20 protein-coding genes are annotated in these 21,552 nt (G+C 39.1%); 17 read left to right on the forward strand and 3 right to left on the reverse strand.

The window, feature by feature from the left end:
- Positions 1-27: 27 nt before the first annotated feature.
- The 11 genes from kdsA (at position 28) to ME1_RS06840 (ending at position 11,014) form a co-directional block, all read left to right on the forward strand.
- Positions 28-870, forward strand: a complete 843-nt coding sequence (gene kdsA, locus ME1_RS06790; protein ID WP_004864884.1) for a 3-deoxy-8-phosphooctulonate synthase — start codon at positions 28-30, stop codon at positions 868-870.
- A 64-nt stretch (positions 871-934) separates the two neighbouring features.
- Positions 935-2,203 (forward strand): phosphopyruvate hydratase, encoded by a 1,269-nt coding sequence (gene eno, locus ME1_RS06795; protein ID WP_004864886.1) that lies wholly within the window; start codon positions 935-937, stop codon positions 2,201-2,203.
- 98 nt (positions 2,204-2,301) lie between these two features.
- Positions 2,302-2,709, forward strand: coding sequence for a TM2 domain-containing protein (locus tag ME1_RS06800; protein WP_004864887.1), 408 nt, complete (start codon positions 2,302-2,304; stop codon positions 2,707-2,709).
- Positions 2,710-3,189: 480 nt separating this feature from the next.
- Positions 3,190-3,429 (forward strand): TM2 domain-containing protein, encoded by a 240-nt coding sequence (locus ME1_RS08360; protein ID WP_342399189.1) that lies wholly within the window; start codon positions 3,190-3,192, stop codon positions 3,427-3,429.
- Between the two features lie 168 nt (positions 3,430-3,597).
- Positions 3,598-3,915 (forward strand): FtsB family cell division protein, encoded by a 318-nt coding sequence (locus tag ME1_RS06810; protein ID WP_035008896.1) that lies wholly within the window; start codon positions 3,598-3,600, stop codon positions 3,913-3,915.
- A gap of 141 nt (positions 3,916-4,056) precedes the next feature.
- Entirely contained in the window at positions 4,057-5,097 is a 1,041-nt protein-coding gene (gene pdhA / locus ME1_RS06815; RefSeq protein ID WP_004864891.1) for a pyruvate dehydrogenase (acetyl-transferring) E1 component subunit alpha, read from the forward strand.
- A 16-nt stretch (positions 5,098-5,113) separates the two neighbouring features.
- Positions 5,114-6,487, forward strand: a complete 1,374-nt coding sequence (locus tag ME1_RS06820; protein ID WP_004864893.1) for a pyruvate dehydrogenase complex E1 component subunit beta — start codon at positions 5,114-5,116, stop codon at positions 6,485-6,487.
- Positions 6,488-6,501: 14 nt separating this feature from the next.
- Complete coding sequence (locus ME1_RS06825) at positions 6,502-7,833, forward strand: pyruvate dehydrogenase complex dihydrolipoamide acetyltransferase (RefSeq protein WP_004864895.1); 1,332 nt, start codon at positions 6,502-6,504, stop codon at positions 7,831-7,833.
- A gap of 221 nt (positions 7,834-8,054) precedes the next feature.
- Positions 8,055-9,515 carry a dihydrolipoyl dehydrogenase gene (gene lpdA, locus ME1_RS06830; protein ID WP_035011778.1) on the forward strand — a complete coding sequence of 487 codons (1,461 nt, stop codon included), beginning with the start codon at positions 8,055-8,057 and terminating at the stop codon, positions 9,513-9,515.
- Positions 9,516-9,587: 72 nt separating this feature from the next.
- Positions 9,588-10,550, forward strand: a complete 963-nt coding sequence (gene lipA, locus ME1_RS06835) for a lipoyl synthase (protein ID WP_004864898.1) — start codon at positions 9,588-9,590, stop codon at positions 10,548-10,550.
- A gap of 2 nt (positions 10,551-10,552) precedes the next feature.
- Positions 10,553-11,014, forward strand: a complete 462-nt coding sequence (locus ME1_RS06840; RefSeq protein ID WP_004864900.1) for a type II toxin-antitoxin system RatA family toxin — start codon at positions 10,553-10,555, stop codon at positions 11,012-11,014.
- Positions 11,015-11,103: 89 nt separating this feature from the next.
- Here the strand turns inward: ME1_RS06840 and ME1_RS06845 are convergent, their stop codons facing one another.
- From ME1_RS06845 to rirA, 3 genes are read right to left on the reverse strand one after another with little or no spacing between them, the layout of a single operon-like run.
- Complete coding sequence (locus ME1_RS06845; RefSeq protein ID WP_004864902.1) at positions 11,104-11,592, reverse strand: CinA family protein; 489 nt, start codon at positions 11,590-11,592, stop codon at positions 11,104-11,106.
- On the reverse strand, positions 11,589-12,782 hold the full coding sequence (locus ME1_RS06850) for a bifunctional 2-C-methyl-D-erythritol 4-phosphate cytidylyltransferase/2-C-methyl-D-erythritol 2,4-cyclodiphosphate synthase (protein WP_280642150.1): 1,194 nt from the start codon (positions 12,780-12,782) through the stop codon (positions 11,589-11,591). The genes ME1_RS06845 and ME1_RS06850 overlap by 4 nt, the downstream gene beginning before the upstream one ends.
- A gap of 12 nt (positions 12,783-12,794) precedes the next feature.
- Positions 12,795-13,247, reverse strand: a complete 453-nt coding sequence (rirA, locus tag ME1_RS06855; protein WP_004864906.1) for an iron-responsive transcriptional regulator RirA — start codon at positions 13,245-13,247, stop codon at positions 12,795-12,797.
- A gap of 172 nt (positions 13,248-13,419) precedes the next feature.
- Here rirA and ME1_RS06860 point away from each other — a divergent pair, with 172 nt between their 5' ends.
- The 6 genes from ME1_RS06860 to clpX all read left to right on the forward strand — a co-directional run bounded on the left by ME1_RS06860 (position 13,420) and on the right by clpX (position 21,471).
- Entirely contained in the window at positions 13,420-15,684 is a 2,265-nt protein-coding gene (locus tag ME1_RS06860; protein WP_004864908.1) for a sensor histidine kinase NtrY-like, read from the forward strand.
- Position 15,685: 1 nt separating this feature from the next.
- Positions 15,686-17,044, forward strand: a complete 1,359-nt coding sequence (gene ntrX, locus ME1_RS06865; RefSeq protein WP_004864910.1) for a nitrogen assimilation response regulator NtrX — start codon at positions 15,686-15,688, stop codon at positions 17,042-17,044.
- A gap of 4 nt (positions 17,045-17,048) precedes the next feature.
- The gene (gene trkA / locus ME1_RS06870; RefSeq protein ID WP_004864912.1) at positions 17,049-18,425 is read left to right on the forward strand and encodes a Trk system potassium transporter TrkA; all 1,377 of its coding nucleotides are present in this window, start codon (positions 17,049-17,051) and stop codon (positions 18,423-18,425) included.
- 10 nt (positions 18,426-18,435) lie between these two features.
- Positions 18,436-19,242 carry a glycosyltransferase family 32 protein gene (locus tag ME1_RS06875; RefSeq protein ID WP_035011757.1) on the forward strand — a complete coding sequence of 269 codons (807 nt, stop codon included), beginning with the start codon at positions 18,436-18,438 and terminating at the stop codon, positions 19,240-19,242.
- Positions 19,243-19,381: 139 nt separating this feature from the next.
- The gene (gene clpP, locus ME1_RS06880) at positions 19,382-20,014 is read left to right on the forward strand and encodes an ATP-dependent Clp endopeptidase proteolytic subunit ClpP (protein WP_004864916.1); all 633 of its coding nucleotides are present in this window, start codon (positions 19,382-19,384) and stop codon (positions 20,012-20,014) included.
- Positions 20,015-20,196: 182 nt separating this feature from the next.
- Positions 20,197-21,471 (forward strand): ATP-dependent Clp protease ATP-binding subunit ClpX, encoded by a 1,275-nt coding sequence (clpX, locus tag ME1_RS06885; RefSeq protein WP_004864918.1) that lies wholly within the window; start codon positions 20,197-20,199, stop codon positions 21,469-21,471.
- Positions 21,472-21,552 lie beyond the last annotated feature (81 nt).

The following is a 21,552-nucleotide window of genomic DNA, read 5'->3' on the forward strand; positions in this document are numbered from 1 at the left end:
GGGGTTATTTGCTTTTTGAGGGATAAAGTGTCTGAACCAAACGCTATTGTAAAAGTTGGAAATGTTGTATTTTCAAATGAAGCGCCTTTTTCATTGATTGCGGGGCCATGTCAGATGGAAAGCCGAGATCATGCTTTTGAAATGGCAGGTCGGATTAAGGAAATTACGGATCACGTTGGTATTGGGTTTGTTTATAAATCCAGTTACGATAAAGCCAATAGAACATCCTTGAGTGCGGCACGCGGTATTGGTTTTGAAAAAGCGATGGCTATTTTTTCTGATCTAAAGAAGGAATTTGGTTGTCCGGTATTGACGGATGTACATACAGAAGAGCAGTGTTCAATTGTTGCTTCTACGGTAGATATTTTACAAATACCCGCTTTTTTATGTCGTCAAACAGATCTTTTGGTAGCAGCGGCCAAAACGGGGCGTATTATTAATATTAAAAAGGGTCAGTTTTTAGCTCCGTGGGATATGAAAAATGTTTTAAGAAAGGTTACGCAAAGCGGTAATCCGAATGTTATGCTTTGTGAACGAGGTACTTCGTTTGGTTACAACCGACTTATTTCTGATATGCGTTCATTGCCCATTTTGCGTTCATTGGGGGCTCCTGTTATTTTTGATGCAACGCATTCCGTTCAGGAACCGGGGGGACAAGGGGATTCTTCTGGTGGACAGCGTGAATTTGTTGAAGTTTTAGCGCGTGCAGCTGTTTCTGTTGGGGTGGCAGGTATTTTTTTGGAAACGCATCAAGATCCAGATAATGCACCTTCTGATGGACCTAATATGATTAAAATTGATCATTTACAAAGACTTCTTGAGACTTTAGTGGAATTTGATTATCTGTCGAAGAAAATCAAGTGCAAATAAAGAGGATATTCATCATTATGGTATTGAAAATAAAGCAAGACTTTTTTGGGATAAGGAAATACACATGACTATCATTGTCGATATCATTGGACGTGAAGTGCTTGATAGCCGAGGGAATCCAACGGTAGAAGTTGATGTTCATTTGGAGAATGGAGTTTTTGGACGTGCTCTTGTTCCCTCAGGGGCATCGACTGGGGCGCATGAAGCTATCGAGCTTCGTGATGGTGGTATGCGTTATCAAGGAAAAGGTGTTGAGAAAGCAGTTGCAGCAGTTAATGGTGAAATTCTTGAAGAACTTGGTGGGCGAGATGCAAGAGATCAGATAGCCATTGATCAAGCAATGATTGCCTTGGATGGAACAGAAAACAAAGCACGTCTTGGTGCTAATGCGCTTCTCGGTGTTTCATTGGCTGTAGCAAGAGCAGCAGCAAAATCATTGTCGTTGCCTTTATATCGTTATATTGGTGGTACACAAGCACATGTCCTTCCGATACCAATGATGAATATTATAAATGGTGGTGTTCATGCTGATAACCCTATTGATTTTCAAGAATTTATGATTATTCCTGTGGGAGCACCTACACTAAAAGAAGCAGTCCGCTATGGTGCGGAAGTTTTTCATACATTGAAAAAACGTTTAAAAGATGCAGGACATAATACCAATGTTGGTGATGAAGGTGGTTTTGCTCCTCAATTTAAAAGTGCAGAGCAGGCAATTGATTTTATTATGGAATCCATAATTTCGTGCGGTTATAAACCAGGGGAACAAATTGCTCTTGGTTTAGATTGTGCTTCAACAGAATTTTATAAAAATGGTTCGTATTTTTATAAAGGTGAGGGTAAATGCCGTGATGCTCAGCAACAGGTAGATTATTTGGCACAACTTGTTGAAACTTATCCCATTATTTCAATTGAGGATGGAATGGCCGAGGATGATTGGGAAGGTTGGAAGTTGCTTACTCACTCGATTGGCTCAAAATGTCAGCTTGTTGGCGATGATTTATTTGTCACGAATTCGGCGCGTTTGCGTGATGGTATCAAAATGGGAGCAGCCAATTCTATTCTTATTAAAGTTAATCAGATTGGCACGTTGAGTGAGACGCTTGATGCTGTAGAAACAGCACATAAAGCAGGTTATCGTGCCATTATATCACACCGTTCAGGTGAAACAGAGGATTCTTTCATTGCAGATCTTGCTGTTGCAACAAATTGTGGGCAAATTAAAACGGGTTCACTTGCACGTTCAGATAGATTAGCAAAATATAATCAACTTATTCGTATTGAAGAAATGCTAGGAAAGCAAGCATGTTATGCGGGTAATTTGCAACGTTGAGAGTTGAGGGCAAAATTTGAGTGTGTGATAGCATCTAGATTATGAAATTTATTTTTTTGTCAAGGGCTTATAAGCAACAATTTTATAGGTGTTAAAAGATGAGAGGTATAATTATTAGTCAAGATAAAGCAACTTATCTTGTCTCGGGTGATGATGGTAAGCGGTATCAGTTTGCAACTTGGGATTGGTTAGGGAAAAATCCGCCAAGGGTTGGTGATACAGTTGATTTTGTATATGAAGGGGATACTGTCAATTCTGTTTTCCCATTGTTGCAACAAGATACAGATCCTTCAAAACCAATGTTAGCACTCATTTGTTGGATTACTGGTATATTTGGTGTTCACCGTTTTATGGTTGGTAAAGTGAGAACTGGCGCTTTAATGCTTATTCTCTCTTTAACCATTGCAGGGGTGATATTTACTGGGATTTGGGCAATTATTGACTTTATAGTTATTGCTTCTGGGAAATTTACTGACAAAGATGGGAAGCAAATTACACGTTGGTAGAAATTGTATGTGGTAATGTAAGAGGGTAAGAGAGTAGGCTTCCTACTTTTTTATGATAAAATATTAAAAAGACTGTGCTATTCTATATGGACAAAACATAAATCGATTATAACGAACGTGCTTTGTATTACCATTTATAGCGTTGGAGATCTTTAAACCATTCAGAGGGGGGATTTTAAGTTATTTTAATTATTGCATTTATTGCGGTGAATACAAATTGTATTCACGTGGTGCAGTTTATCAGCGTATTATCAAGCTAGAAGCAATTTGTTTATAAATACCACATGGCAACAATCATAGGTGTTAAAGATGAAGGATGAGATTATTAGTCAGGATTGAGGTGCGTATCTCGTTGCAGGTGAGGACTGTAAGCGCTATCACTTTTTAAGTGGGGATTGGTTAGGAAAAAATCCACCAAAGATAGGTGATTCCATTGATTTTGTATGTGAGGGAGACGTCATTAAATCTGTTTTCCCTCTTGTGGGTAAACAACGGTTAAAACAATCAAAATTGGTATTGGCGCTTGTTTGTTGGTTTTTTGGATGGTTGGGTGCACACCGCTTTATGGTTGGTAAATTTGGAACGGGTATTTTAATGCTTGTTCTAACTTTCTCATTTCTGGGGTCGCCTATATCTGTGATGTGGATAATTATTGATTTTATAGTTATTGTAGCTGGGAAGTTTACTGACGAAGACGGAAACCAAGTTACAAATTGGTAGAGGTTGTATATTGTAATATACAAAGAGTAGTATGGCGTAGCTTTATTGTTGCAGTGGTATTTTAATCAAATTTTTTGCACGTATGGATTTGGTAAGGGGCTATTAATGAAAATCATGCATAGTTAGGCACATATTAAGAGGATTATGCTCTAAAGACTGTGCTATTTTATGTGGACAAAACAGAAACGCAGATCAATCAAAATGCGCTTTGTACTCCCGCTTATGACAGTGGGAGTTTTAAGCTATTTCAGTTATCATATTTATCATGGTGAGTATGGGTTGTATTCACGTAGTGAAGTTAATCAACAGATTGTCGAATTAGAAGAAGAACTTCATAGAGTGGAATCTGAACGGATATCCATTGAGAAGCGTATTTCACTTTTACGCAGTGGGCATATTGAAAGAGATATGTTGGATGAGTATATCCGGAAAAATTTAAATTTTTCCAAACCAAATGAGCTAACAATCCTAACCCCTTGTAAATGATGTTAAAAGTTAATGTGGTGTTCCTTAATTTTAAAAAATATTTTTAAACAACTGCCTGTGATAATACTTGAGCTAACTGATAATGCTTGTAACTTTTGTGCGTAAAGGTTATTCCTAAATAATCATAAAAGGGAGTTTAGTATGGCAGAAAAGTCTAAAAAAGGTTCTGCATCGGTGGTGCATACTACATTATCAAACGTCATAAAGAGAGCAACAAAAGCACATTTTACTAAAGAAGAAGAAATTGATGCTTATCGTGAGATGCTTTTAATTCGTCGCTTTGAAGAAAAGGCTGGGCAGCTTTATGGTATGGGGCTTATTGGTGGATTTTGTCATCTCTATATTGGGCAGGAAGCTGTTGTTATTGGAACATTGAAGGCAGCAAAAGAAGGTGATCAGGTTATCACTTCTTACCGTGATCATGGACATATGTTAGCGGTTGGTATGAGTCCGCGTGGCGTTATGGCAGAGTTAACAGGGCGTCGAGGTGGCTTTTCCAAGGGGAAAGGGGGATCAATGCATATGTTTTCTAAAGAAAAGAATTTTTATGGTGGGCATGGCATTGTTGGCGCGCAGGTTCCAATTGGCTCTGGTTTAGCCTTTTCGAATCAGTATCTTGGTAAGGATAATGTGACATTGGTGTATTTTGGTGATGGTGCTGCTAATCAGGGGCAGGTTTACGAAAGTTTTAATATGGCTTCGCTCTGGAAACTTCCCGTTATTTATATTATTGAAAATAATCAATATGCTATGGGAACATCAGTTGCGCGTGCTTCGGCAGAGACAGATTTTTCTCGTCGTGGTCTTTCTTTTGAAATTCCAGGCATTGTTGTTGATGGTATGGATGTTCGCGCAGTAAAAGGCGCTGCTGATGAAGCAGTTTCTTGGGCACGTTCGGGAAAAGGCCCTATTATTCTTGATATGCAGACTTATCGCTATCGTGGTCACTCTATGTCTGATCCAGCAAAATATCGCTCCAAGGAAGAGGTCCAAAAAGTAAAGGAAGAGCACGATCCAATTGATCAGGTAAAGGATCGAATTCTTAAACAAGATTGGGCGAGCGAAGACGATTTAAAGTCTATTGATAAAGAGGTGCGTGCGATTGTTGCAGATGCAGCAGAGTTTGCGCAAAGTGATCAAGAGCCAGATGCTTCTGAGCTCTATACTGATGTTTTAGTTTGATGTGAAGGAAGCGAGTATGTCTATTGATATTTTGATGCCTGCGCTTTCACCAACGATGGAAGAAGGTAAGTTATCTAAATGGCTCAAGAAAGAGGGCGATAAAGTAAGCTCTGGTGATGTTATTGCTGAAATTGAAACGGATAAAGCAATGATGGAAGTAGAGGCCGTTGATGAAGGCACTCTTGGTAAAATTTGTGTTCTTGAAGGTTCTGAAGGTGTAAAGGTTAACACTGTTATTGCAGTATTGTTAGAAGAAGGTGAAAGTGTTGAGAATCTTTCACAGACTGCTAATTCCTTAAATTTGCATCAAAAAGCAGAGGCAGAATCTCTCTCTCTTTCTTCAGTGCTTCCAGCATCTCCTACTTTTGAAACCAGTGCTGATTTTGATATCCCAGAGGGAACACAAATGGTTCCCATGACGGTGCGTGAAGCACTTAATCAGGCTATGGCTGAAGAAATGCGGCGTGATGAGATGGTTTTCCTGTTAGGGGAAGAAGTAGCACAATATCAAGGGGCTTATAAAGTAAGCCAAGGTTTATTAGAAGAATTTGGAGCACGCCGCGTTATTGATACACCAATTACAGAACATGGTTTTGCAGGTTTGGCTGTTGGAGCTGCTTTTGGAGGATTACGTCCTATTGTCGAGTTTATGACATTTAATTTTGCTATGCAGGCAATTGATCAAATTATCAACTCTGCGGCGAAAACCCGTTATATGTCTGGTGGACAAATGACTGCTCCTATGGTTTTTCGTGGTCCAAATGGTGCAGCTGCGCGTGTTGGTGCGCAGCATTCTCAGTGCTATGCAGCATGGTACAGTCATGTGCCAGGTCTGAAAGTTGTCATGCCTTATAGTGCGGCAGATGCAAAAGGTTTGCTGAAAGCTGCTATTCGTGATGACAATCCTGTTATTTTCCTTGAGAATGAGATTTTATACGGTCATCAATTTGACGTTCCTCAGATGGATGATTTTGTTTTACCTATTGGTAAGGCACGTATCCATAAACTTGGACAAGATGCCACGATTGTTGCATGTGGGATTGGAATGCATTATGCCGTTCAAGCATTGCCAGAAATTGAAAAGCTTGGTATTGACGTTGAATTGATTGATTTACGGACCATTCGTCCGATGGATCTTCCAACAATTGTTTCTTCAGTCAAGAAAACAGGCCGTTTGGTAACAATTGAAGAGGGGTATCCTCAGTCATCTGTTGGGACTGAAATAGCGACACGTGTTATGCAGCAGGCTTTTGATTATCTTGATGCGCCAGTTGCTACAATTTCTGGAAAAGACGTTCCAATGCCTTATGCTGCCAATCTTGAAAAGTTGGCTTTGCCCAACATTGCTGAAATTGTTGAAGCCGTTAAGGCTGTGACTTATAGAGCATAACGGAGGAAAGCACTATGCCCATTAAAATTACAATGCCTGCGCTTTCTCCAACAATGGAAGAAGGGAATTTATCAAAATGGAATGTTAAGGTAGGGGATAAAGTTTCCTCTGGTGATGTTATTGCCGAAATTGAAACAGATAAGGCAACAATGGAAGTAGAGGCCGTTGATGAGGGAACGGTTGCTAAGATCGTTGTGCCTGCTGGAACGCAAGGCGTTAAAGTTAATAGCTTAATTGTTGTTTTAGCGGAAGAAGGTGAAGATTTAGCAGAGGCTGCAAAGGTTGCAGAAAAAACTTCTTCCTCTTTTGCAATCAAAGAACCAGAGAATGTCAAACAGATAAATTCAAAGACAACACAGATGTCTGATGTGTTATCAGTGCAACAAGGAATACAGCAAGATAAAAAAAAGGATATACGTCTTTTTGCTTCTCCTTTGGCACGGCGATTAGCAGCTCAAGTTGGTCTTGATTTATCACTTTTTTCTGGGAGTGGTCCTCATGGGCGCATTATCAAGCGTGATGTAGAAAAAGCTGTGAGTAGTGGTAGTTTAACCGCTTCTTGTTCATCACAAAGTGAACAGCTGATAGCTACAGGTGCTTCTGACAAACAGATATTGGGGCTTTTCAAAGAAGAAGAATATACATTCACACCCCATAATAATATGCGCAAAACAATCGCCAAACGTTTGGTGGAATCAAAGCAAAGAATTCCGCATTTTTATGTGACGCTTGATTGTGAACTTGATGCATTATTAGAGCTTCGTACACAATTGAATGCTGCTGCGCCAATGGTTAAGATGCAAGAAGGGTCTAAGCCTGTTTATAAACTTTCCGTGAACGATATGATTATTAAAGCTGTGGCACTTGCTTTGAAGGCAGTTCCCGATGCTAATGTATCTTGGCTTGAAGATGGGATACTTCATCACAAACATTGTGATGTTGGGGTAGCTGTTTCTGTTGCAAATGGGTTAATTACTCCAATTGTTCGCCATGCCGAGGAGAAATCTTTATCGATTATTTCTCATGAGATGAAGGATTTTGCAAAGCGTGCACGTGAACGCAAGTTAAAAATGGAAGAATATCAGGGAGGAACGACAACTGTCTCAAATATGGGAATGTATGGTGTAAAGAGTTTTTCTGCTATTCTTAATCCACCACACGCGACGATTTTTGCGATTGGTGCAGGCGAACAACGTGCTGTTGTTAAAAATGGTGCATTGGTTATTGCTACAGTCATGTCGGTTACAATTTCTGCTGATCATCGTGTTGTTGATGGTGCATTGGCAGCAGAGCTTGGGCAGACTTTTAAGAAGATGATTGAAAATCCATTAGCAATGCTCATTTGAGTTGTTTAAAAGCTCTTTCTTAAATGGTGTGTGAGTACGGTGTATTAATATAATAAAAGCGGATTTAGAGATTTTAAATGGCAATATTATTGCGCCTTTTTAAGTTGGTCAAAGTATTTATGTGAAGCTTTAAAATGAAAGAAACAAGGAAATTTTGTTATATTGTTTTTTTGTTTTCAGTTTAAAGAGGGCATTTTGTGTATATCCATGGAGGGATTACTGTGGTGAATCTTTATGATGTAATTGTGATTGGATCGGGTCCTGGTGGATATGTAACAGCAATTCGTGCAGCGCAATGTGGCTTCAAGACGGCGATTGTTGAACGTGAACATCTAGGTGGGATTTGCTTAAATTGGGGGTGTATTCCAACAAAGGCGCTCTTACGTTCAGCCGAAATGAAGCATTTTGCTGAACATGCGAAAGACTACGGTTTAAAGCTTAATGGTTCAATTGAAGCTAATATCAAAGATGTTGTGGCCCGTTCACGCGGGGTTTCAGCGCGTTTAAATGCTGGTGTTGGTTTCTTAATGAAAAAAAACAAAATCGATATTATTTGGGGTGAAGCGAAGCTTACAAAGGGAGCTAAAGAAAGTCACCCTGCGGAAATTATAGTTTCGTCATCCTCCAAACCGATTACGCAACCGCAAAATCCAGTACCTAAAGGCACATTAGGAGAAGGGACTTATCAAGCAAAGCATGTCATTATTGCAACTGGTGCGCGGCCTCGTATCCTTCCTGGTATTGAGCCAGATGGAAAGCGTATTTGGACTTATTTTGAAGCGATGATTCCACAAACAATGCCGAAGTCACTTTTAGTCATGGGATCTGGGGCAATTGGCATTGAATTTGCTTCTTTTTATCATGATATGGGAGCAAAGGTTACTGTTGTTGAAATGATGCCTCACATCATGCCCGCTGAAGATATTGAAATTTCAACCTTTGCTCGTAAACAGTTAGAGAAAAAAGGCATTTGCATTCTTACACAAGCAAAAATAACCAAAGTTGAAAAAGCTTCTGATTCTGTTACTGCACATATTGATGTGAATGGTAAAACAGAAACAATTACAGCTGATCGGCTGATCTCTGCTGTTGGGGTTCAGGGTAATGTTGAAAATCTTGGATTAGAAGCATTGGGTATAAAAACTGATCGTGGGTGCATTGTTACTGATGAATGGAGTTGGACGGGGGTAGAGGGTATTTATGCTATTGGTGATGTAGCTGGTCCTCCTATGTTGGCACATAAAGCAGAAGAAGAGGGCGTGATATGCATTGAACATCTTGCAGGTTTGGAGAATGTTCATCCGCTTGATAAGAGAAAAATTCCAGGGTGTACATATTGTACACCGCAAGTTGCCTCTGTAGGCTATTCGGAAGTGGCTGCAAAAGAAGCAGGCTATGATATACGTGTTGGGCGCTATTCCTTTTCAGCGAATGGTAAAGCTATTGCTTTGGGTGAAGACCAAGGATTAGTGAAAACTATTTTTGATAAAAAAACAGGGCAACTTCTTGGTGCACATATGGTAGGAGCAGAGGTAACAGAATTGATTCAAGGTTTTGTCATTGCCATGAATCTTGAAACAACCGAAGAAGAATTGATGCATACTGTCTTTCCACATCCGACATTATCGGAAATGATGAAAGAAAGTGTATTGGATGCTTATGGTCAAGTTTTAAATGCTTGATGGCTGGATTGTATGAAAAATTTTGTCTTTAATTTTTCATTGTCATTCCATATTGATAGGGCAAAGACTTAAATGGTTACGGTTGTTGATAGAGTTACGAATAGACGCTTGCGTCATCCTGAAAAAGCACACCGTCCGGATACAAGCATTCAAAAAAAACCGGATTGGATTCGTGTAAAAGCGCCAACATCACAGATATATAAAGAAACGCATGGTATTGTGCGTGCACATAAATTAGTGACTGTATGTGAAGAAGCAGGTTGCCCAAATGTTGGAGAATGTTGGAGCCAGCGGCATGCCAGTTTCATGATTTTAGGTGAAATATGTACGCGGGCTTGTGCATTTTGCAACGTTGCAACAGGTATTCCGCTTGCTGTTGATGATAATGAGCCAGAGCGTGTAGCAGATGCTGTGGCACAGATGGGCCTCAAACATGTTGTTATTACATCAGTTGATCGTGATGATCTTCCTGATGGTGGTGCTGAACATTTTGCAAAAGTTATTTATGCTATTCGTCGAAAAGCTCAAAAGACAACAATTGAAGTTCTCACCCCTGATTTTCGCCATAAGGATGGAGCTTTAGAAATTGTTGTTGCTGCTAAGCCTGATGTTTTTAATCATAATTTAGAAACAGTTCCTTCTAAATATTTAAAGGTTCGTCCAGGAGCACGTTATTTTCATTCGATTCGGTTATTACAACGCGTTAAAGAACTTGATCCAACAATCTTCACAAAATCAGGAATTATGGTTGGTCTTGGGGAAGAACGAAATGAAATTCTTCAATTGATGGATGATTTGCGTACTGCTGATGTTGACTTTATGACAATTGGGCAATATTTGCAGCCTACACGAAAGCATCATCCGGTTATTCGTTTTGTACCTCCTGAAGAATTTGAGTCTTTTGCTAAAATTGGTAAAGTGAAAGGTTTTTTGCATATGGCTTCCAATCCTCTGACGCGTTCATCTCATCATGCAGGCGATGATTTCGCAATTTTGCAAAAAGCGCGTGATGAAAAGTTTGCCTTACAGAGATAGTTATGCCAACTTTTACAACACATCGGCAGATTTCTCATAGTGCCAGTGAAATGTTTGATCTTGTTGCAGATGTTGAACATTATCCAGAATTTTTACCAATGTGTGAAGGGTTAATCGTACGTTCTCGTAAGGAATATGAGGAAAAAACATTAATTCTTGCTGATATGATAGTTGGTTATAAAGTTATCCGAGAAATTTTCACGACCCAAGTGTTTCTTCAGCCAAAGAAAAATCTCATAGAGGTTAAATATATTGATGGTCCATTTAAATATCTTGAAAATCGTTGGGCTTTTCATGATATTGAGAATAGTAATGCATGTCGTGTAGAGTTTTTTATTGATTATGAATTTAAAAGCAAAATGCTTGGACTAGTCATGGGATCAATGTTTGATATTGCTGTTCGTAAATTTACTGATGCTTTTGAAATGCGCGCGCATCAAATCTATGGATCTCCAGTAACATAATTTATTCAGTTGATTTTGTCTGATACGTATCAGATATCATGAGCTGTAATTGTAGTAACATAAAATCTAGAAATCTGATGTGGAGAATATCATTGAAGAGCTTTCAAGATCATATTCAAAGCATTTTCAACAGTTGCATAACGGATAGCATTACGATCAAGATTTCCAAAGTGCCTTTCTGTGTGCAAGGTTTTATGATTTTGGTGAGCAACTGCGAAATGCACAAGCCCTACGGGTTTATCGATGCATGCTCCTCCCGGTCCAGCAATTCCTGTTACAGAAACTGCAATTCCAGCTTGTGAATATTTTAATCCACCCTCAGCCATTGCAAGAGCCACTTCTTTTGAAACAGCACCATAGTTTTTTATAAGTTCAGCACATACACCAACAAGACGCGTTTTAGATTCATTTGAGTAAACAACAAATCCACAATCAAATACATCTGACGATCCTGCAATATCCGTGAGATTTGCAGCAATAAGTCCTCCTGTACAAGATTCAACTGTTGTTAAAAGCAAACCTTTTTGGCGACAAGCTGTAAGGACTTCACGTGCTTGTTTTTGACAAAAATATGTCATTTTGGAATTTCTCCTGGATAGAGGACGCTAGCTGTTGCGAAAGCCGCAATGCCTTCACCACGACCAATAAATCCGAGCTTTTCATTTGTTGTTGCTTTGATAGAGATTCTATCAGATGAAATAGTTAGTATCTTCATAAGATTTTCTATCATTTTATGACGATAGGGACCGATTTTAGGTTCTTCGGCGATCAGGGTGATATCAACATTGGCAATACGACCACCTGCTTGTTTAACGATATCAAGAGCATGACGTAGAAAAATTTCTGAAGATGCATTTTTCCATTGAGGTTCAACGGGAGAGAAATGCGTGCCTATATCTCCTGCTCCTTGAGTAGCAAGAAGAGCATCTGTTAGTGCATGAAGAGCGACATCAGCATCGGAGTGTCCATTTAATTTTTTATGGAAAGGAATTTCTATACCACATAATGTAAGAGAAGTCCCTTCCTCGAAAGAATGAACATCATAACCATTGCCAGTGCGGATATCAGGAAAAATTTGCATTTTTTTCTGGAGATATAAGTTTGCAGTGTCAAAATCTTGGTGCCATGTAATTTTCATATTGTTAGGATCTCCAAGGATGGTACGCATAGGAATTCCAAACCATTCGGCGATTGCAGAATCATCAGTGAATTCTTTTTTGCAAGCTTGCTTTGCGTTTTCATGAGCAGCTAAGATGGATTCAAAGGGAAAACACTGAGGAGTTTGTGCACTATAAAGATGGGTGCGTGGAATTGTTTCTAAAACGTAGTGTTCGCTATTTACACGTTTGAGGGTATCAGGGATAGGGAGGACTGGGAGAATACCTTCTTGATGATTGATGGTGCTGTGTATTTTGTCGAGAAGTTGGTTTGTGATAAAAGGGCGAGCGCCATCATGAATATGGACATATTGGGGGTTGAACTTTTTAAGTGCATGAAGCCCACGTAAGGTAGATACTTGACGTGTATCACCTCCTTCAACGATGGTGAGGTGTTCTTTAAAATCGGCAATAGACTGCTCACAGATTTGATGGTCTTCTGGATGTATAACGAGAATAATTGTTGTGATGGCTGGATGCTGTACAAAACAACGCACGGCATGACAAATAACCGGCTCTTGCCCTAGAAGCCGGTATTGTTTTGGATTTTTTTGGGAAAATCCTGCTCTTTCACCGCGTCCAGCGGCTAATATGATTGCTGCAATAGAAATGCTGAACCCCCTTTATATTATTTTTATTGTTTTATGGTCATTAATTTTGAATTGATTTTGAAATTTTTGTTGGTGTAGATCAGCAAGAGATATCATTGATAATACATCAAAAAAAGCATTTAATGCTTTTTGAAGCGCAATATTTAAACCACAAAAATCTATCAATGGGCAATTAGGTTCTGCGGTATCAAAGCATTCTGCCATGGAAAAGTTATCTTCTGTTACTTTTACAACATCAGCCACCGAAATTTCTGTTGCAGGTTTAGCCAATTTAACACCACCATTGCGTCCGCGTACTGTTTGTATAAAACCTGCTTCAACAAGTGGTTGAAGAATTTTAAATAAAAAAAGCTCAGAAACGGCATATGCTTTAGCAATTTCTGGAATACGACTTAAAGATCCCTGATTATCTGCACAGTACATGAGCATCCGGAGTGCATAATTCGTTTGTTTAGTTAACCGCATTTCATCTCCTCTGTAAACTATCACCGAACACACTTTTAAAGATATTTTGCAAAATGTAGAAGTTCTTTCTTTATTTACTAGATTTGCTCTATTTTAAATGCGGTATTGGTATTGTCAACTTTTGTCACAAGAGGTTATATGGGGCAATGGGATAGGATAATGTAAGCTAATCATGAATACAACATCAGTGACGAAGCTCCAAGATATAGATCAAAATACCTCTAATGATGAATTGTATCGCTTAAGTAAGATGTATATCTTTTTAGGGATCACAATTATTGTGTTGGCTTTGCTAACAGCATCTGTTTCATTTATCATTCTTATTGGATTAACTCCTGTTGTTCCAAGTAGAGCTGTAACCCTTATACTTATAGGAATTAATAGTGTTTGGGTGTTAGGGCTTATAATCATTGTTTTTTATGAGATGATTCCTATTATTCGTGCGTGGCGCTCAAGGCGTGCAGGTTCTCGCCTTCATGTGCGTCTTATTTCGTTGTTTGCACTTGTTGCAACAATGCCGGCTGTTGCAGTTGCTCTTGTATCAGGGCCTGCATTGAATTTAGGACTTGATCGGTGGTTTGATACAACAACACGGCAAATTGTAGGTTCTTCTATCAATTTAGCCAATGCCTATGCAGATGAAATGTTGCAAAATTTAAAAAATTTATCCTATGCTATGGCATTTGCACTTGATAACAAAAGGCTTTTAGAGCGTAGCGCTGCTGAATATAGGATACAATTAACGCGTCACGCTAAAGGGCGCAATCTGCGTGGTGCATTTTTGCTAAGTTCTAGCGGAACTGTTTTTATATCGAGTGATCTTGGCGATGAAGATAAATTACCGATTCCTCCCTCTCATCTTATTGAGCGTGCAACCAGCGCAAGGCCTTTTTCTTTTCAACCGGGCGTTCATGATTATTTTGGTATTATTTTAAAATTTAGTAATATTCCAAACACATTTTTATATTTGGTACGCGACGTTGATAAAGAAGTTTTGTCTGCTTTGCGTTTAACAGAAGTCAATACAGATCGTTATCGTGATTTAAATGAAAATCGTTTACTGACGCAAATCGCATTTGGTATGCTTTATTTGTGTCTTTTCTTTAGTTTATTCTTATCAGCTATTTGGACTGGTATCGCTGTTGCTGATCGTTTGGTACGCCCTATTCGTCTTCTTATTAGTGCTGCTGATGATGTTGCTTCTGGAAATATGGAAATTTTTGTGCCAGTACGCGCAAAAGATGGGGATATTGGGCAGTTATCGAAAACTTTTAATTATATGGTGAGTGAACTGAAAAGTCGGCGCAATGAGTTGATTGCAGTTCGCGATCAAATTGATGAGAGACGGCGTTTTTCTGAAGCTGTTTTGTCTGGTGTAACAGCGGGTGTGGCTGGTATTGATGATAATGGTGATATTACCATTATCAATCGTTCTATTGAGACAATGTTTGATATTCGCTCTGAACAAGTTATTGGTCGCAGTCTTTTATCATTAAGTGCTGAAATTTGGAAGGTTTTTCAGTCTGCGCGTTCGCTAGATCGTAAGAATCATCGTGAGCAGGTAACTTTAAGTGTTGCAGGACAAGAGCGTGTTTGGAATGTGCAAATTACGATGGAAGAAGATGATGGACAGGGACAGTCTTGGGTTCTAACAATTGATGATATTACAGACCTTGTTGCAGCACAACGTACTTCAGCGTGGGCAGATATTGCTCGCCGTATTGCACACGAGATCAAAAATCCGCTTACACCTATTCAGTTATCGGCTGAACGTATTCGTAAACGTTACAATAAAGTTATTACCCAAGATCGAGAGGTTTTTGAGCGATGTGTTGATACGATTATTCGACAAGTTGGAGATATTGGGCGCATGGTTGATGAATTTTCTTCTTTTGCGCGTATGCCCAAACCGCAAATGAATATTTTAGATATACGCGGATTACTGCGTGAAGCATGTTTCTTGATAGAAGTGACACGACATGATATTCATTTTGAGCAAGACTTAGGAAGTGTCCCACTTGTAGGTGCATTTGATAATCGCCTCATTGTGCAAGCTTTTTGCAACGTTATCAAAAACGCTAGCGAATCTATAGATTCGGTCATGCGTGAGGAAAGTATTCACGGTCATATTCTTGTACGTTCTTATCTACAAAGAGGATGTGTGGTTGTGGATGTTATTGATAACGGTAAAGGACTCCCTAAAGAGCAAAGACAAAAATTATTGGAACCTTATATAACAACGCGGGAAAAGGGAACAGGGCTCGGGTTAGCTATAGTACGCAAAGTTATTGAAGATCATGGTGGTTCTATGGAATTGCATGATGCACCGAAGAGTTTTTATGAAGGTCGTGGTGCGATGATCCGTTTGATATTTCCGGAAGATGGGATTAAGCAGGATAATGTTATAGAGGCTACAGGTTGTAAGATAGGGGAATAGAATGGTATCAGATATCTTAATTGTTGATGATGAAGCAGATATTCGTGAGCTTGTTGCTGGTATTTTAGATGATGAAGGTTATGAAACGCGCGTTGCCTGTAACTCTGATGAAGCTTTAGCGCAAATTAGTGAACGTATTCCAAAGCTTATTTTTTTAGATATTTGGTTACAAGGAAGTCGTCTTGATGGTTTAGCATTGCTTGATGAAATTAAAATGCGATATCCTGCTCTTCCAGTAGTTATGATCTCTGGTCATGGTAATATTGAGACGGCTGTTTCTGCTATAAAACGAGGGGCGTATGATTTCATTGAAAAACCTTTTAAAGCTGATCGGCTTGTATTGGTTGCAGAACGAACTCTTGAAAACTCGAATTTAAAACGTGAGCTTTTAGAATTACGAAAGCGCTCAAATGAGACATTAGAACTTCTCGGAAAATCGACTGCTATAAAACATTTGCAGCAAATCATAGAAAAAGTAGCACCAACCAATAGTCGCATCATGATTACAGGTCCGTCAGGAGCGGGAAAAGAGATGGTTGCACGTGCTATTCATGCGCGTTCAACACGTTCGAATGGACCATTTGTTACAATAAATGCTGCAACGATGACTCCAGAAAGAATGGAAATAGAATTATTTGGCAGCGAAATGGAGGGAGGAGAGCGCAAGATTGGTGCATTAGAGGAAGCCCATGGTGGAATATTATATCTTGACGAAATTGCAGATATGCCACGTGAGACTCAAGGTAAAATTCTTCGGGTGTTGACAGGGCAGACATTTGAGAGAGTTGGCGGCACAAAACGTGTCAAGGTGGATGTTCGTATCATTTCCTCGACGGCACAAAATCTTGAAAATCTCATTTCTGACGGACGCTTTAGAGAGGATCTTTTTCACCGTCTTTCAGTTGTTCCTATTACTGTTCCACCACTGTCCGCGCGTCGTGAAGACATTCCGGAACTTGTACGTCATTTTGTTAAAACAATATCGCAGCAGGTTGGTATTAAGCCGCGTGAAATCAGTGATGATGTGATAGCTATTTTGCAAACGCACGCTTGGCCAGGGAATGTCCGGCAATTGCGCAACAATATTGAGCGTCTTCTCATTCTTGTACGTGATGGTGATGGGCCAATAACAGCAGAGTTTCTTCCTAGTGAAGTGAGTGATTCTTTGCCCCGCATTCAAATGGATACAGATGAGGGTATTATGGATTTACCATTGCGTGAAGCACGAGAATTATTTGAAAAAAGGTATTTAGTGGCGCAGATTGGGCGTTTGGGTGGAAATATATCACGTACAGCTGAATTTATAGGTATGGAGCGTTCAGCTTTGCACCGTAAGCTTAAAGCACTTGGAGTTTCTTAAGATTATGCGTGTTATTATTTGCGGAGCAGGACAAGTTGGTTATGGGATAGCAGAGCGTCTTGCTGCTGAAAATCACGATGTTACTGTTATTGATATTGAGACGAGATTAATTGAAAAAATTCGCGACACGTTGGATGTAAGAGGTTTTGTTGGTCACGGTTCACGTCCTGAAGTTCTTTTGGCTGCCGATGCAGACAAAGCTGATATGTTGATTGCAGTCACTTTATTTGATGAAGTCAATATGGTTGCTTGCCAAGTAGCACACTCATTATTTAATGTTCCAACAAAAATAGCACGTATTCGTTCACAATCTTATTTAGAACCACGCTATAAAACCCTTTTTTCTAGAGAGAATATTCCCATTGATGTGGTTATTTCACCCGAAGTTGAAGTTGGGGAAATGGTTTTACGTCGTATTGCATTACCTGGTGCAATAGATGTTCTTTATTTTTGTAATGATGAGGTTGTTGCATTAGCTTTGGAGTGTATGGAAGATTGTCCAGTTATTAATACACCTTTGCGTCAATTAACAGAGCTTTTTCCAGATCTTCGCACGACAGTTACCGCTATTAAGCGTGGTTCAGAATTATTAGTTGCACACTCAGAAACACAATTACGCGTTGGCGATGTGACCTATCTTGTTGTTGCTCGTGATCAGATGCGTCGGGCTGTTGGACTTTTTGGTCATAAAGAACAAGATGCGCATCGCCTGATTATTGCAGGAGGTGGTCACATTGGTCTTTATGTTGCTCAGGCTATTGAAAAACGCCTCCATAAACTAAGATTGAAGATTATAGAATCGCATAGAGAGAGAGCCTTAACAATTGCTGATCAACTCGAAAAAACGACGGTTTTATATGGTAACGTCTTAGATCCAGTGATACTTCAAGAAGCTGGAATTGATCAGTCCGATTTAATGATTACATTGACCAATCAGGACCAAGTTAACCTCTTAAGTGCTATTATCGCTAAAAGATTGGGATGTAAAGCTAATATGGTTTTGATTAATAATGTTGCTTACCAAGAGTTTAGTCGTGCCGTTGGCGTGGATGCCTATCTTAATCCACATAGTGTTACTATATCGAGAATTTTGCAGCAAATGCGCCGTGGACGTATTCGTGCTGTTCATTCGGTTTTTAATGGGCAGGCAGAAATTATTGAGGCTGAAGTTATGCAAACATCTTCATTGGTTGGGAAGTCATTGTCAGAGCTCAATTTATCAGATGGTTTGAGAATTGGTGCAATTTATCGTAATAAAACAATCATACAGCTTTCGGCAGATACACGTATTTTGTCTGGTGATCGGATAGTCATTTTTGCTCTTTCTGAGTATGTTCGTGATGTTGAGCAGCTCTTTCGTGTAAGTTTAGAATATTTTTGATATATTGATTATGGATATTTGCACTTTTTGGTATAGGGGAAAATTAAGACTGGTTGATAGATTGTGTTTGTCTTCAATGGTTAAAACTGGGCAACGCGTTAAGCTTTTCAGTTATGATAAAATAGAAAATTTACCTGTTGGTGTTGAATTGCACGAAGCCGAATCAATTGTCCCGCATTCGGCAATTTATCGTCTTGACCCCAATTTTTCTGATAGTAAACAGGGCTGCACAATTATTCAATTTTCGGATTTTTTTCGTGTTATGCTGATGAAATACCAGCAAGGCGTTTGGTTAGATACAGATGTTTATCTCGTTAGACAATTTCACCCAAATGCGGATGAAGTTTGGCTTGCAAAAGAAAATGCTGTAAGAGTAGGTGTTTCTGCACTTTATTTTCCATCCGATAACCCTATTATAAAAGTGTTTGAAGATTATTGGGCAGGCACAGAAATTATTCCCAATTGGCTTGGATTTAAACGTCGTGTTTGGAAACCATTCTGGTTAAAGAGAAAAAAAATGCCGATTTTACCGGGAAATCTTGGAGTGACAATATTTGGTAATGATGGTATTTCCCGATTAGCCAAACAATATGGTTTTTTTCATGAAGCAAAGGAAAAGGAAACTTTTTATTATTGGACGGGGCGAAAAACTGAACGTATCTTTGATCCTGCTTTTGGCGTTAAACCGCTTACAGATCCACGTTTAATAGGATTTCATATTCACAGAAAGACAAAGACTACTCAAAGACCGCAGGAGGGAAGCTTTTATCATTGGGCAGTGTCTCGCATTCCTGATGGGCACGATTTGTTTAGATAGAGTTATTATGACTATTTTAACCACTGGAAATTTAATCTTTCTTGAAGAGTATTGATGGTGACTTGTGTAAGATATTAGCCTATGGAGAAAAGCATTGAATGCGTAAAGAGCGATTGTTATATGAATGGAAAGTAAAAACATGAGTGATCCAATGAAAACAGTATTAAGCCTTGTACCTATGGTTATTGAACAAACTAATCGTGGTGAGCGGGCTTATGATATTTTTTCTCGTCTTTTAAAAGAGCGGATTATTTTTATTAATGGTCCTGTTGAAGATAATATGGCGATGCTTGTTTGTGCACAATTGCTTTTCTTGGAAGCTGAAAACCCTAAGAAAGAAATTAGTCTTTATATCAATTCACCTGGTGGTGTTGTGACGTCTGGTATGGCAATTTATGATACTATGCAGTTTATTCGCCCTCCTGTTTCTACACTTTGTATGGGGCAGGCTGCATCTATGGGGTCATTACTTTTAACGGCTGGAGCGAAAGGTCACCGTTTTACATTACCAAATGCACGTATTATGGTGCATCAGCCATCTGGTGGTTTCCAAGGTCAGGCTTCGGATATTGAACGGCATGCACAAGATATTATAAAGATGAAACGGCGTTTAAATGAAATTTATGTTCAACACACAGGTCAGGATTATGAGATTATTGAGAGAACTCTTGATCGTGATCATTTTATGACAGCGGAAGAGGCCAAGCAATTTGGTTTAGTTGATGATGTTATACAATATCGTGCAGAAACTGAGAAAGAAGAAAAAGATTAAGAGTTTTTATAGAAAAAAGAGCTATTTTTATAAAGAGAGCTTTGTAAGAATATTACAAAAATAAGGGAAAAACATCTAAAGATATTATGAAACACAGTTTTTGTATGTCTTTTAAGTTTCGTTATGAAAAACTTCCTTTGAAAAGACGAAGTATTCATATACCGTGGTGAAAGGAAAGAAAAATGAGCAAAATTGGCAATAGTGGGGGCGAATCAAAAAATACTCTCTATTGCTCGTTCTGTGGCAAAAGTCAGCATGAGGTGCGTAAGCTCATTGCAGGGCCTACTGTATTCATTTGTGATGAATGCGTAGAGCTTTGTATGGATATTATTCGTGAAGAAAATAAATCTTCTGGGGTTAAGGCGCGTGATGGTGTTCCTACTCCACAGGAAATTATAACAGTTCTTGATGATTACGTCATTGGTCAGCAACATGCAAAGCGTGTTCTTTCTGTTGCTGTCCATAATCATTATAAGCGGCTTGCGCATCAGTCTAAGAGCAATGATATTGAGTTGGCAAAATCAAATATTCTTCTTGTTGGTCCAACGGGATGTGGTAAAACTTACCTAGCACAAACACTGGCGCGTATTATCGATGTGCCTTTTACGATGGCAGATGCAACCACTTTGACTGAAGCAGGCTATGTCGGTGAAGATGTTGAAAATATTATTTTAAAGCTTCTTCAAGCTGCTGATTATAATGTTGAACGTGCGCAGCGTGGTATTGTTTATATTGATGAGGTTGATAAGATTTCTCGTAAAGCTGAAAATCCTTCTATTACAAGAGATGTTTCGGGGGAGGGTGTTCAGCAAGCATTGTTAAAAATTATGGAAGGAACGATTGCTTCTGTTCCTCCTCAAGGTGGGCGTAAGCATCCGCAACAAGAGTTTTTGCAGGTTGATACAACAAATATTTTATTCATTTGTGGGGGTGCTTTTGCTGGTTTAGAACGGATTATTTCAGGGCGTGGTGAGAAAACTTCTATTGGTTTTTCTGCTACCGTTAAGGCACCTGATGAACGTTGTGTTGGTGAAATCTTTCGTGATTTAGAGCCTGAAGATCTTATAAAATTTGGTTTGATACCAGAGTTTATTGGTCGTCTTCCTATTGTAGCCACCCTAGAGGATTTAGATGTTCATGCCCTTGTTCAAATTTTATCACAACCTAAAAATGCGTTGGTGAAGCAATATCAGCGTCTTTTTGAGATGGAGAATGTTGAGTTAGCATTTCATGAAGATGCTTTACGGGTTATTGCTAAGAAGGCGATTGAGCGTAAAACTGGTGCACGTGGTTTACGTTCTATTATGGAAAAAATACTTCTTGAAACAATGTTTGAACTGCCGTCTCTTGAAGGAGTTCAAAAAGTGGTCATTTCGAGTGATGTGGTTGATGGAAAAGCACGTCCTCTTTACATTTATTCCGAGCGTGTAGAAGATAAAGAAAATGTATCGGCATGACGTCGTGCGATAAGTGGTAATAAATACCATTTGAGAATGGATGTTTCTGAATATTATAGTCATAATGCTTGATTTATATAT

It is taken from the genome of Bartonella vinsonii subsp. arupensis OK-94-513 (assembly GCF_000278235.1).
Lineage (GTDB): Bacteria > Pseudomonadota > Alphaproteobacteria > Rhizobiales > Rhizobiaceae > Bartonella > Bartonella arupensis.